This is a genomic window from Thermosulfurimonas marina (assembly GCF_012317585.1).
Classification (GTDB): Bacteria; Desulfobacterota; Thermodesulfobacteria; order Thermodesulfobacteriales; family Thermodesulfobacteriaceae; genus Thermosulfurimonas_A; species Thermosulfurimonas_A marina.
The window spans coordinates 947,793-959,410 of the sequence record NZ_CP042909.1; the positions used below are offsets into that span (position 1 = coordinate 947,793).

Genomic DNA, 11,618 nt, shown 5'->3' on the forward strand with positions numbered 1-11,618 from the left:
CCATGCCCATCTACGAATACGAATGTGAAGGCTGCGGAAAGAGGCTTGAAGTCTGGCAGAAGATTACCGACGAGCCCCTTGCCACCTGCGAGTCTTGTGGAGGAAAACTCCACAAGCTCATCAGCCAGAGCTCCTTTATCCTCAAGGGCACGGGCTGGTACGTTACCGATTACGCTCGCAAGGAACGCAAGGAGACCCAGAAGGAAGATTCCGGAAGTTCCGGCACCCAAGACTCCGGAAAAGAGTCCTCTTAAGTGTTTTATGACGAGGTCATCTATCTCTTTCTGGCCCTGATCCTCTGGGGGGCCTGGCCGGACGGGCCGGCCCCCTCCTGGCCCCTCCCCCTGGTCTTTGTCCTGAAAGACCTCCTGTGGGTGGTCCTGGTCTGGGGCCTCCTTTCCGGGGCCCGCGAGGCCCTTTCCTTCTTCCAGCGCCAGCGCCTGATCCCCAAGCTGGCCCTGGTATTTTTCCTGGCGGATGTGGCCCTCCTGCGCCTGCCCCGGGTCCTCCACGGAGACCTCTGGGCCCTCCTCTTCTACGGACAATATTTGGCCTTGAGCTGGCTGGTGGCGGCCCCTCTCGAAAAACGGGCCCATCTGGCCGGCCTTCCCCCGGTCCGCTATCTCCTTTCTCAGCTGCGCTTTTTCCTTCCGGCCCTTATTCCCTGGCTGGCCGCTCTGGCCCTCTGGGACCTTCTGGAAAAGGCCTTCCCCCAGGCCCCGGAGGCCCTCCTCTGGTCCGGGATCCTGGTCCTGGTGGCCCTCTTCTTCCCAGCCCTGGCCGTAAGGCTCTGGCCCACCCGGAGACTGCCTCCCGGAGAGGTTCGCCAGCGCATCGAGACCTTCCTGGCCCGGGAAGGAGTGCGGGTAGGAGAGATCTATCTCTGGCTCCCCTTTGAGGGGCGTCTCCTTACCGCCGGGGTGGTGGGCCTTCTTTATCCCTGGCGCTACCTCCTGATCTCTCCAGCGCTTATGGCCTTCCTTACCGAGGAAGAATTGCTGGCCGTGGTGGCCCACGAGGTAGGGCACCTCAAACGCCGACACCTCCTCTGGCTCCTCGTTTTTCTTTTCGGATTTTTCGTCCTGGCCTATCGGGGGCTTGAGCCCCTCTGGCTGGCCTTTCTGGCCTTCTTTCCCCGTCCGGAGATCTTTCTCTCCCGCAACCTTTCCCTTACCCCCTGGCCAGAGATCCTGCTTGTAGGCTTTCTCCTCCTTCTGGTGGTCCTCTATTTCCGCTATTTTCTGGGCTACTTTCTGCGCCAGTTCGAGCGTCAGGCGGATCTACACGCCTTCGAGTCCCTGGGCTCGGCCCGGGGCCTGCGGCAGGCCCTGGAGAAGGTGGCCGCCCTTTCCAGACTGCGCCAGGCCCCGAGCTGGCACCACTACAGCCTGGCCGAAAGGCTCCAATTTCTGGAGGAGGTGGAACGACAGCCGGAGCTGGCCCGAAGGCACCACCTCCGCCTGCGCCGCTATCTCTTTCTCTTCCTGGGGGCCCTGATCCTCCTGAGCCTGGCCCCGGAGGTGGCCCGCCACGCCGGCCTCCAGGAAAGGGCCCTTTCAAACCTCAAGGAGGGCCTCCTTCGTCGAGCCGGGGCCGACCCGGAGCTTCTGCGAGCCTTTGCCGACTATCTTCTCTCTCAGGGCCAAGCCGCCGAGGCCTTAACCCTTTATGAAAAGGCCCTGGAAGCCGCCCCGGAGGATCCCTGGATCCTCAACAACCTGGCCTGGACCCTCCTTACCGCCCAAGAGCCCTCCCTGAGGGATCCCCAGCGGGCCTTGCGTCTGGCCCAAAAGGCCGCCTCCCTCCGGAGCACCCCGGAGATCCTGGACACCCTAGCCGAGGCCTATTTTCAAAATGGTCTGGCCGAGAAGGCCTGTCAGGCCGCCGAAGAGGCCCTTAAACTTTCCCAGAAGCTCCCGGTGCGCCACCCCGACTACTACCGGCGCCGAAAAGAGAAATTCTGCCATGCTGCGGCCACCCCATAAGCGCTACCACCTTCTCCATCTTTACGCCTTCTCCGGCACGCATCCCGCCCTGCGGGATTTCCCGGATCCGGACTTTATCGGCTGCTGGGAGGAAGAGGACCTTACGGTACTCTTTTTCCACCGGGAAAAGCCGGGGCTGGCCGAAAGGATCTGCCGGGACTACGGCCTGACCTTCGAGCTTTCGGCCACCGTCCCTTACGCGGACTGGGGCGAGGGCCGAAGGCTTCGGCCCTTCCGCGTGGGCCCCCTAGTGCTGGCCCCGGTCTGGGAGGAAGGCCCGGCCGACCTTTACTACGATCCCGGGGTAGTCTTCGGAAGCGGAGCCCATCCGACCACCCAATTGATGCTTTCGGCCCTCTGGGATTTCGCCCAAAGCCGGGGACTTTCCGGCCGGCGGGTGGTGGATCTGGGCTGCGGAAGCGGGCTTCTTACTTTGGTGGCCGCCCGCCTGGGGGCTCAGGTCTTGGCCGTGGACCGCAATCCCCTCTGTGTGGCTCTTGCCCGGAAAAATCTCTCCCTAAACGGGCTTTCGGCCGAGGTCCGGGAGGCCGATCTCCGAAGCCTGCTTCCCTTTTCCGCGGACCTGGTCCTGGCCAACCTCTACAAGGGTCTCCTTCTTGACCTCCTGGGGCTTCCTTCCTTTCGCACCGCGAGCTACTATCTCCTTTCCGGGTTCACCTCCTCTATGGAGGCCGAGATCCAGGAGGTGGCCAAGGCCGCCGGTCTGGCGTTAGACTATCGTTCGGAGAAGGAGGGCTGGGTGTGTCTGGGACTCCAAAATCCGAAGACTTGATCCTCTGCGTGGATGTAGGCAACACCACCACGGCCTGCGGGGTCTTCCGGCGGGACGGGCTTCCGGTGCGTAGCTTCCGCTTCCGCACCCGGACGGACCTTTCGGCCGAAGAACTCCTGCTCCTCCTGCGGGGCTTCTTCGATCTCCTGGAGATTCCGGTGAGGGCCTTGAAGGGGGTGGCCTTCGCCTCGGTGGTCCCTCCCCTTGACGGCCTCTGGGAGACCGTGGTCCGGCGCTGGCTGGTCAAGGAATGGGTGGCGGTCTCCCCGGAGAGGGTGCCCCTTGCGGTAAAGCTACGCCGGCCGGAGGAGGTGGGTGCGGATCGGCTAGTGAACGCCTATGCGGCCTGGCGCCGCTGGAAGAGGGCGGCTATCGTGGTGGACTTCGGAACGGCCACCACCTTCGATTGTGTCTCCGGAAGGGGGGAATACCTGGGAGGGGCCATCGCCCCGGGGCTTGAGGCCGCAGCCGAACTCCTTTTTCAGAAGACGGCCAAACTTCCCCGCATCGAACTTACCCCTCCTTCGGAGGCCCTGGGGCGGGACACCGTCTCGGCCATGCGTAGCGGGCTTATTTACGGCTTTGCCGGACTCACCGAGGGGCTGGTGGCCCGGCTGGCGGCCGAAATGGGAGAGGACCCTTTAGTGGTGGCCACCGGGGGCCTGGCCTCCCTTGTGGCCCCCCATGCACCTTCCATCCGGGAAGTGGTCCCGGAGCTCATCCTAGAGGGGCTCTTTTGGCTCTATGGGGAAAGTCTTGGGGAGGCTTAGACCCGGGGCCCGGGTGCGAGTGGTGGCCCCGGCCGGGGCCGTAGAAAAGGAGGCCTTGGCCCCGGGGCTTAAAATTCTCAAAGACTGGGGCCTTCGGGTAGAGGTGGACCCGGGAGTCTTTGAAAAAAAGGGGTATCTGGCCGGGGAGGACCGGAGCCGGGCCGAGGCCCTCCTGCGGGCCGCCGAAGAGGCCGAGGTCCTCTGGGCCGCCCGGGGAGGCTACGGCTCCGCCCGCCTCCTCCCCCTCCTGGCTCCCCGCCTCCCGGAGAAATTTCCCCCGCTTTTAGGATTCAGCGACCTTTCGGCCCTTCTCAACCTCCTGGCCCAAAGGGGGCTTCCCGTCTGGCACGCCCCCACGGTGTGCTTCCTTCCCCGCCTAAGCCCCGAGGCCCTCTCCGAAACCCGGGCCCTGCTTTTTGGGGAAAAGGCCCTGGTCTTTGAAGGTCTGGGGCTTTCTCCCGGAAAGACTCAGGGCCCGGTCTTCGGGGGAAATCTGGCCACCCTTTCGGCCCTCTTGGGGACCCCTTACTTTCCCTCCCTCCGCGGGGCCCTCCTCTTTCTGGAAGACCTCCGGGAGCCCCTTTACCGCCTGGATCGCTACCTCACCCATCTCCGGCTCTCCGGGGTCTTGGACGAAGTAGCGGGAATCCTCCTCGGAGACCTGGGCCTGCCGGAAGGAGAAATCCTCCCTCTGGTCAAGGAGGTGCTGCCCCGGGAAAAACCCTGCGGCCTTTTCCCCTATTTAGGGCACAAGCCGGCTCTTACGGCCTTTCCCTTAGGGGTGTGGGCCCGGCTGGAGGTGGCCGGAGACCGGGCCCGCTGGTCATTCGAGATAGATGATTAAAGGGATCCGGTGGAGATTTTCGTCAATCTCCTCTGTGGGCCCCAGGCCCCAGGAACGCACCCGGAAACCGTTAAGCTTTTCCTCCAGGGCCTGCACCACCCCGGCCAGATTCAGCACCGGATGGCGTTTGAAGACCTCAGGAAGCCCCCAGGTAAGATTACAGGCCAAACATCGCCCCGGCCGGGCCTTAAGCCGCAATTCCAAACGGAGGATCTTTTTTTCCGGGTCGAAGGACCCTAGCCCCAGCTCCAAGTCGTAGGCCGGCTCCTCCCCAAAGTAGAAGGCCTCGAAAAAGGCCTCCACCCGCTCCCGGGGGAAGAGTCCCTTAAGATCCTCCTCCCGAAGCACGCCCGCACCTCCCGAAATTTTTTTAATAGGCGCTCACCCGCAGATCGGTGATCAGGACGTATTTTCCGGTCTCGATATCCGCATGCCCCGAACCCACCAGGAAATAGAGGTTGGGGCGCAGGCGGCCCATGGCCAGGGGATCCACGGTCCCGGAAAAGACCCGGCGTCCGTCAAAATAGACCCGAACCAGATTGCCCTTTTTCTGGAAGGCCACCCGGTGGACCCGCCCCACAATATCTCCCTCAAGGGGGATGGGCCGGTCGATCCACTTAAAATAGGTATCTTTCGCCACCGCGCCCTTGCCTAAAGCCAGCTTGAAGGGAGAGTCGGCCCTTCCCAGGAGGAGGGAGGCCTCGGCCCAGGGCACATAGGTAGGCATATAGAAGGTGTACTCCACGGCAAAGTCTCGGCCGAGGTTGAGCCCGGAGACCGGAAGCTGAAAGAGGACCTGTCCCTTGACGGTGGCTAGCCAATTTTTTCCCTGAAAGCTTACGCACTCGGCGCTGCCCCGAAGGATCCGCACGCTGGTGGGAACCTCGGTACAAGAGGCAAAGTCTTCCTCTCGAAGGACCTGGGAGCCGGGCTGAAAGGCCGCCGAGGGGCGCACCAGGCCCGTAGGAGAGGCCGGGGTCGGGGGAGAAGTAGCCGCCGGCTGGGGGGCCACCGGAGGGGTATTGTAGCCCTGGGTCCCCTGTCCCCAGCGATAGTAGCTTTCCGGGACCATTTTGGCGATGGCATCCACGGCGTTATAGAGCATGACCCGGATGGCCTTCTCCATGGGGGTGTTTTTATAGGCCCCCAGGGCTCCCCCCAGGGCCACGGTACCCAAGATGGTCCCCATTCCCCCGCCTACCTTCCAGGAAGAGGCCCTTCCTTCCACGGTGGTGGCGTTGATTATCCGTCCGGTGCGCACATCCACCAGCCGAATGTCCGCAGCAATGTAGGCCTCCTTCTTGGCGATCTTGGCCCCACCAATGAGGGGTACATTGAAGGGCACCACCACTCCGCCACCGCCCCAGCCCGAGGCCTCGGGCTCAAAGGCGGTAATAGCCCCGATCACCAGGATATCCGCCCCCTCCATAAGCCCCACCTGGGGGGCCGCTCCCGGACGGACATAGCCGGATTGGCCCAGATTGAGTTCTTCCTGAATGGCCCGAAGGCCTTCTCCGCGCTCCAGGACGATAAAACGCCCGGTGCGGAAAAGGGCCGTAGAGAGCATATCCGCCAGGCCGTCTCCGATGGCCCCGCTGCACTTGGCCGCCTTACACTTAAAGCTGGCCACCGCGATCCGGGCCTTGGGCCCCTGATAGGTCACCACCTCCTGCACCGTGGGGCCGGTGCTCTCCACCGTGGTCTGGACCCCGGAAGACACACAGCCCCCTAGAAGCACCAAGAAGAACAAAAGGAAAAATCCCACTCCTCTTTCCCAAAGGACCTTCATACACGCCCCCTTCTCTTTTGGGGTATTTATACCACAAAAGGTCTTGTCAAGCAAGAAACAAGGATATATAAACTAGGAAAAATCGGGGCAATCTGGAAAGTTGGACGCAAAATTTTTTGAAAAACTCCTTCAACAGGAAAGGAAGGCCCTAGCGGTAGCTTGGGAAACTTTTATTTCCCTTCATAAAGAGGGTAAAGTACCTTATCCGACACTCTATTCGGAACTCTTTTCCCGAAATCAAGGAAAGGCGGAATTAAAAGAACCGGAACTTCTGGAGGTGTTACAGGAAGCTTCGGCTTTTCTAGAAAAGGCTATTTCCCATCTCCGAAAGACCTCTACGGGAAACCTTGTAATCACCGTTAGACCAGAAGAGGCCCTTTTGCTCACTCAGATACAGAAGAAAATCAAACAACTGGAACAAGAAATTGCCTTTCTTCGCGAGGAAGTTTTGAGGGATCCCCTTACCAAATTCTGGAATCTACGGGGTCTTCAGCAAATCTTTGACAAAGCCGTTCGCCCCCATATCTATAGCAAAGACTATCAGTTTCTGGCCTTCGTTCCGGAGATCCCCAAAGAGGAGCCCTGGATAAAGGAAAAGATCCTCCTGGCCTGTGCCCATTTCCTGAAAGGCCTTTTTTTCCCTCGAGACTTTTTGACCCGGCCCTCCGAGCGCCTCTTCGTGGTGATCACCGTAGGCCGAAACGTCGAAGACACCCGGGCCTTGATTGCCCGCCTCCGCGGGCGACGCTTCCCCTGTGTCTTAGAGGGAAAAAGGCTCTCCGTAGGCTACAAGGTCGGAGGGACCAACATCCTGGGGGCGGATCACCTCAATATGGTCCTCGAGCGGGCCCTCTCCGCCGCCCGGGAGAGCACCTTTTACCGGGTCTGAGGCTCCTTTTCCCTTTCGGCCAGAAAGCGCTCCACCTCTTCCAGGAAAGCGGAAAGCAACTCTTCTTCGCGGACCTTGCGGACGATGCGCCCCCGCCGGAAGATTAGCCCCACCCCCTTGCCTCCGGCCAGCCCCACATCGGCCTCCCGGGCCTCTCCGGGTCCGTTTACCACGCAACCCATGACCGCTACCTTAATGGGGGCTTTAAGCCCCCGCAGGCGACGCTCCACCTCTTGATAAAGACCTATAAGATCGATCTCGCAGCGCCCGCAGGTGGGGCAGGCCACGATCTCCACCCCTCTTCGGCGCACCCCGGTGGCCTTTAGGATCTCCCAGGCCACCCGCACCTCCTCCACCGGTGGGGCGGTGAGGGAGACCCGAAGGGTGTCTCCAATACCCTCGGAAAGGAGAATTCCCAGGGCTAGGGCGCTCTTGACCGTCCCGGGAAGGAGCCCTCCGGCCTCGGTCACCCCCAGATGCACCGGAAAGTCCGACCTTCGGGAAAATTCCCGGTAGGCGGCCACGGTATGCCATACATCGGAAGACTTAAGAGAGACCTTCACGTTCTCGTAGCCCAGGTCCCCTACAATGAAATCTAGCCAGCGCAGGGCACTTTCCACCAAGGCCTCCGGTCGGGGCCATCCATACTTTTTCAATAGGTCCTTTTCCAGGGACCCGGCGTTCACCCCGATGCGCACACAGGCCCCGGCTCTCCGGGCGGCTTCAATCACCCGGCGTACATTTTCCCGGCCCTTGATATTTCCGGGGTTGATGCGCAGACCGTGGGCCCCGCTCTTCAACGCCGCCACCGCCAGGCGCCAATCGAAGTGAATGTCCGCAATAAGGGGAATCCCGATCTGGGGAATGATCTCCCGCAGGGCTTGCGCGGCGGCCTCATCCGGGACCGCCACCCGAATGACCTCGCAGCCCTCTTCCTCCAGCTCCCGGATCTGGGCCACGGTGGAGGATACATCCCGGGTGTCGGTGCTGGTCATACTCTGGACCACCACCGGATGCCCTCCCCCGATCTTTACCCAGCCCACCTCTACCACCCGGGTGGGACGCCGCGGCTTGCGCTCCATGTCTCATAGTTTAGCCCCCAAATTTCCCAAAGCGAAGTCTTTCTCTCCCTTCCACCTCTTAGACTCTTGGCTATAGACAATACCTAAAAAATTTATTAAAAATTAAAATGCAGCCGAATACTCAAAAAGGAGGGGGGCAAATATGGTAGATCCCCGCAAGCTGGAGGCCTTGGTGGCCGTGGTGGAAAACGGCAGTTTTTCCAAGGCCGCCCGCCGGGTTCGACTCTCTCAGCCCACGGTCTCCGGGCACATCCGGGACTTAGAAGAACATTTCGAGCTCAAACTTTTTGACCGACACACGCGTCGGGTGGAGCCCACCCGGGCCGGAAGAATCCTTTACGAATATGCCCGGCGAATTCTTTTGCTATACCGGAAGTTGGAGCGGGAAATGGCCCTTTTTAAAGGTCTTAGGGCCGGACCTCTGGAGGTGGGAGGAAGCACCATTCCCGGTCAGTATATCCTCCCTTACCTTATCCGGGATTTTCGGCGGGACTACCCCGACATTGAAGTCTTCCTGCGGGTAGGAGACACCCACGAGATCATCGAGGCGGTGGAAAGAGGGGAACTGGAGGTGGGGATGGTGGGGGCCCAAGAGGAGGCCCCTTCTCTGGTCTTCGTCCCGGCCCTAGAGGACGAAATTGTCCTGGTGAGCGGAAACGAACGCTTTCCCGAAAGGCTCTCTCCGCGGGACCTTTCCCACTGGCCTCTTATTGCCCGGGAGGAAGGTTCTGGGACCTGGCAGACGGTCCAGTCCTTCCTCAGAGAGCAAGGTCTTTCCTTAGAAGAAGTCCGCATCGTAGCCCGCATGGGCTCCACGGAAGCGGTCAAACAGGCGGTCAAGGCCGGCCTCGGCTTGGGATTTGTCTCCCGGAGGGCCGTGGAAGACGAGTTGCGGGCCGGGACCCTAAGGATCGTAAAACTCTCCGCCCCCCCCATTCGGCGCGACTTTTACCTAGTCTACGCCCGGGAACGCACCCTCTCACCTCCGGCCCAGGCCTTCCTGAACTTCATACGCAACTTGCCGGAAAAGAGCCCTTCGTTAAAATGAAATCATGGCCAGGCTTTTAACCCTCAAGGATTGGTTGCTGACCTTCTCCGCGGTCCAGGAAAGCGATCTACGCTTTGTGGGGAATCTCTGTCAAAAAAGGGAGCTTTCTCCGGATCTTTCGCGAGAATTACGCCGGCGCCTCCTTTTTCGGCGAAAACTTTCCTCTTTTTTCCGTTCGGCAAGCTGGCACACCCTCTCGGAGGAAGAGCTGCGCTGGTGCGAAAAGAAGATGGAAGAGATCCTGGAGAAGGAAAAGCGCCTTCAGGAATTGCTGGACCGGCTGCTGGCCCTCCTAGAGGATCCCTCTAATCCTCTATAAGGACCCTTCCGGTCATCTCCTCCGGGATGGGCAGCCCCATAAGATAGAGCCCGGTAGGGGCTACATCCGCCAGGATTCCCTCCCGAAGTCTACGTCCCCGGAAGCGGTCATCCACCAGATAAAGGGGCACGGGGTTGGCGGTGTGGGCGGTATGGGGATGGCCGGTCTCGTCGGCCATGAGTTCGCAGTTTCCGTGATCTGCGGTCACAATCACCGACCCTCCGTGGGTTTCCCGAAAGGCCCGCACCACACGGCCCACACATTCGTCCACCACTCGGACCGCTTTTATGGCCGCCTCCAGTACCCCAGTATGCCCCACCATATCCCCATTGGCGAAGTTCAAGACTACCAGCCCGTAGCGTTTGGTCCGCAATCGCCGGATAAGTTCCTCGGTGACCTCATAGGCGCTCATCTCCGGCTTGAGGTCGTAGGTGGGGACCTCCCGGGGAGAGGGTATCAGTTTGCGTTCCTCTCCGGGGAAGGTCTTCTCGTCCCCTCCGTTAAAGAAGTAGGTCACATGAGCATACTTTTCCGTCTCCGCAATGCGCAGTTGCGGTAACCCGGCCCGGCTGACTTCCTCTCCGAAGATCCGGTGGAGTTTTTCCGGGGGGAAGGCCACCGGAAGAGGGAAGGTCTCGTCATAGAGGGTAAAGCAGACGAAGTAGGCCAGCTTAGGAAACTTCTCCCGGGCAAACTCGGAAAATTCGGGGTCCGTAAGGGCCCGGGTGAGTTGCCGGGCCCGGTCGGCCCGGAAGTTAAAAAAGACTACCGCATCCCCGTCTTCAATAGTGGCCACCGGGCGGCCCCCCTCCACGATGACCGTAGGCTTGATGAATTCGTCGGTTTCTCCCCGGGCAAAGGCCTGGCGCACCGCGGTAAGGGGATCCGGGGCCGTAAGCCCTCGCCCGAGCACCAGGGCCTCGTAGGCCAGTCGGGTGCGCTCCCAGCGCCGGTCCCGGTCCATGGCGTAGTAGCGGCCGGAGACCGTGGCCACCTTGCCACAGGAAAGTTCAGCCATTTTGGAAAGGAGGGCGGAGAGGAAACGGTCGGCCACGTCTGGAGCGGTGTCTCGCCCATCGGTAAAGGCGTGCACGAAGACCCGCTCGGAAAGGCCCTCCCGGGCATAGAGTTCCAATAAGGCGTAGAGGTGTTCAATATGGGAGTGCACTCCGCCGTCGGAGACCAGACCCAGAAGGTGGATGCGCCCTCCGGTCTCCCGCACCCTTTCGGCCACCCGTCGGAGTTCAGGATTTTGAAAGAAGGTCCCCTCCCGGATGGCCCGGTTGATACGGGTGAGGTCCTGATAGACGATGCGCCCGGCCCCCAGGTTGAGATGCCCCACCTCGGAATTGCCCATTTGTCCCTCGGGAAGCCCCACGGCCTCCCCCGAGGCGGAAAGGAGGGTAAAGGGGTATTCGGCCTGCAGGGCATCCAGGTTAGGGGTCCCGGCCAGGCGTATGGCGTTGGCCCGAACCTCCTCCCGCCAGCCCCAGCCATCCATGATCACCAGAAGAAGGGGTCTAACCTCCGCCATCTTCTTCCTCTGGAAGCTCTATCCGCGGGGCATCCGCCCATAGACCCTCTAGATCGTACACCCTCCTTACCGGCTCGTAAAAGATATGGACCACCGCATCCTCGTAGTCCAGGACCACCCAGTGACCCTGAGGGAGGCCCTCCACCCCCAGGGGATGAAGGCCCTCCCGGGCGGCCTCCGCTTCTAAAAACTCCGCCAGTCCCTGGACATGACGGGCCGAGCGGGCGCTGGCAATGAGAATGAAATCCGTATAACTGGCCCGTCCTCGCACATCCAGAATCACCAGATCTTCGGCCTTCTTGGCGGAAAGAAAACGGGCCAGACGGCGGGCCAGCTCCAGAGAGTCTAAAGGCATCTAAATCCGGCCCTCCGAGACCAGGCGGGCAAAGTGTTCAAAACTGCGATCGTAGGTCCGCTCGGCCTCCGGAGGGAAACAGCAGCCCGGAAGCTGCCGCAGGGAAAGATGATACTTCAAACACTCGCAACAGAGGCCCTTCTTGGGACAGGGCTCATAGGTACAATTACAACGCTTGAGATTTTCCTCCCGCCGACACTCCATGGGCCC

General features: G+C 61.0%; 14 protein-coding genes. 8 read left to right on the forward strand and 6 right to left on the reverse strand.

All coding sequences use genetic code 11. The annotated features are described in order from the left end of the window. Positions 1-2 precede the first annotated feature (2 nt). The 5 genes from FVE67_RS05055 to FVE67_RS05075 are packed head-to-tail and all read left to right on the forward strand — an operon-like array spanning position 3 to position 4,392. A complete protein-coding gene (locus FVE67_RS05055) occupies positions 3-254 on the forward strand; it encodes an FmdB family zinc ribbon protein (protein ID WP_168719554.1) in 252 nt (83 codons plus the stop codon). Beyond that, the gene (locus FVE67_RS05060) at positions 255-1,985 is read left to right on the forward strand and encodes a M48 family metallopeptidase (RefSeq protein WP_168719555.1); all 1,731 of its coding nucleotides are present in this window, start codon (positions 255-257) and stop codon (positions 1,983-1,985) included. It begins immediately after the preceding gene. Next, positions 1,966-2,778 (forward strand): 50S ribosomal protein L11 methyltransferase, encoded by an 813-nt coding sequence (locus FVE67_RS05065; protein WP_168719556.1) that lies wholly within the window; start codon positions 1,966-1,968, stop codon positions 2,776-2,778. Before FVE67_RS05060 ends, FVE67_RS05065 begins: the two co-directional genes overlap by 20 nt. Further along, positions 2,748-3,548, forward strand: a complete 801-nt coding sequence (locus FVE67_RS05070) for a type III pantothenate kinase (protein WP_246167841.1) — start codon at positions 2,748-2,750, stop codon at positions 3,546-3,548. The genes FVE67_RS05065 and FVE67_RS05070 overlap by 31 nt, the downstream gene beginning before the upstream one ends. Beyond that, the gene (locus FVE67_RS05075; RefSeq protein WP_168719557.1) at positions 3,523-4,392 is read left to right on the forward strand and encodes a S66 peptidase family protein; all 870 of its coding nucleotides are present in this window, start codon (positions 3,523-3,525) and stop codon (positions 4,390-4,392) included. Before FVE67_RS05070 ends, FVE67_RS05075 begins: the two co-directional genes overlap by 26 nt. Here the strand turns inward: FVE67_RS05075 and FVE67_RS05080 are convergent. Next, positions 4,372-4,740 (reverse strand): hypothetical protein, encoded by a 369-nt coding sequence (locus tag FVE67_RS05080; RefSeq protein ID WP_210534557.1) that lies wholly within the window; start codon positions 4,738-4,740, stop codon positions 4,372-4,374. The two genes, FVE67_RS05075 and FVE67_RS05080, sit on opposite strands and share 21 nt — an antisense overlap. 22 nt (positions 4,741-4,762) lie before the next feature. After that, positions 4,763-6,181, reverse strand: a complete 1,419-nt coding sequence (locus tag FVE67_RS05085; protein ID WP_168719558.1) for a CsgG/HfaB family protein — start codon at positions 6,179-6,181, stop codon at positions 4,763-4,765. Positions 6,182-6,560: 379 nt separating this feature from the next. Here FVE67_RS05085 and FVE67_RS05090 point away from each other — a divergent pair, with 379 nt between their 5' ends. Then, entirely contained in the window at positions 6,561-7,070 is a 510-nt protein-coding gene (locus FVE67_RS05090) for a GGDEF domain-containing protein (RefSeq protein ID WP_168719559.1), read from the forward strand. On the opposite strand, the gene ispG is transcribed toward FVE67_RS05090, so the two are convergent. Next, on the reverse strand, positions 7,058-8,152 hold the full coding sequence (ispG, locus tag FVE67_RS05095) for a flavodoxin-dependent (E)-4-hydroxy-3-methylbut-2-enyl-diphosphate synthase (RefSeq protein WP_168719560.1): 1,095 nt from the start codon (positions 8,150-8,152) through the stop codon (positions 7,058-7,060). The genes FVE67_RS05090 and ispG overlap by 13 nt on opposite strands. A 142-nt stretch (positions 8,153-8,294) precedes the next feature. Between ispG and FVE67_RS05100 the strand changes: the two genes are divergently transcribed. Further along, positions 8,295-9,200: a selenium metabolism-associated LysR family transcriptional regulator gene (locus FVE67_RS05100; protein ID WP_168719561.1), complete on the forward strand. Its 906-nt coding sequence runs from the start codon at positions 8,295-8,297 to the stop codon at positions 9,198-9,200. A gap of 4 nt (positions 9,201-9,204) precedes the next feature. After that, positions 9,205-9,519 carry a hypothetical protein gene (locus FVE67_RS05105; protein ID WP_168719562.1) on the forward strand — a complete coding sequence of 105 codons (315 nt, stop codon included), beginning with the start codon at positions 9,205-9,207 and terminating at the stop codon, positions 9,517-9,519. Here the strand turns inward: FVE67_RS05105 and gpmI are convergent. The 3 genes from gpmI to FVE67_RS05120 are packed head-to-tail and all read right to left on the reverse strand — an operon-like array spanning position 9,506 to position 11,612. Continuing rightward, positions 9,506-11,053, reverse strand: a complete 1,548-nt coding sequence (gene gpmI / locus FVE67_RS05110) for a 2,3-bisphosphoglycerate-independent phosphoglycerate mutase (protein WP_168719563.1) — start codon at positions 11,051-11,053, stop codon at positions 9,506-9,508. The two genes, FVE67_RS05105 and gpmI, sit on opposite strands and share 14 nt — an antisense overlap. Next, a complete protein-coding gene (gene rsfS / locus FVE67_RS05115) occupies positions 11,040-11,408 on the reverse strand; it encodes a ribosome silencing factor (protein ID WP_168719564.1) in 369 nt (122 codons plus the stop codon). Before rsfS ends, gpmI begins: the two co-directional genes overlap by 14 nt. Then, the gene (locus tag FVE67_RS05120) at positions 11,409-11,612 is read right to left on the reverse strand and encodes a DUF6485 family protein (protein WP_168719565.1); all 204 of its coding nucleotides are present in this window, start codon (positions 11,610-11,612) and stop codon (positions 11,409-11,411) included. Positions 11,613-11,618 lie beyond the last annotated feature (6 nt).

Coding starts and splice junctions, on each gene's coding strand:
- FVE67_RS05055 (WP_168719554.1), top strand. CDS start 3: ATGCCCATCTACGAATACGAATGTGAAGGCTGCGGAAAGAGGCTTGAA.
- FVE67_RS05065 (WP_168719556.1), top strand. CDS start 1,966: ATGCTGCGGCCACCCCATAAGCGCTACCACCTTCTCCATCTTTACGCC.
- FVE67_RS05075 (WP_168719557.1), top strand. CDS start 3,523: ATGGGGAAAGTCTTGGGGAGGCTTAGACCCGGGGCCCGGGTGCGAGTG.
- FVE67_RS05085 (WP_168719558.1), bottom strand. CDS start 6,181: ATGAAGGTCCTTTGGGAAAGAGGAGTGGGATTTTTCCTTTTGTTCTTC.
- ispG (WP_168719560.1), bottom strand. CDS start 8,152: ATGGAGCGCAAGCCGCGGCGTCCCACCCGGGTGGTAGAGGTGGGCTGG.
- FVE67_RS05100 (WP_168719561.1), top strand. CDS start 8,295: ATGGTAGATCCCCGCAAGCTGGAGGCCTTGGTGGCCGTGGTGGAAAAC.
- FVE67_RS05105 (WP_168719562.1), top strand. CDS start 9,205: ATGGCCAGGCTTTTAACCCTCAAGGATTGGTTGCTGACCTTCTCCGCG.
- gpmI (WP_168719563.1), bottom strand. CDS start 11,053: ATGGCGGAGGTTAGACCCCTTCTTCTGGTGATCATGGATGGCTGGGGC.
- rsfS (WP_168719564.1), bottom strand. CDS start 11,408: ATGCCTTTAGACTCTCTGGAGCTGGCCCGCCGTCTGGCCCGTTTTCTT.
- FVE67_RS05120 (WP_168719565.1), bottom strand. CDS start 11,612: ATGGAGTGTCGGCGGGAGGAAAATCTCAAGCGTTGTAATTGTACCTAT.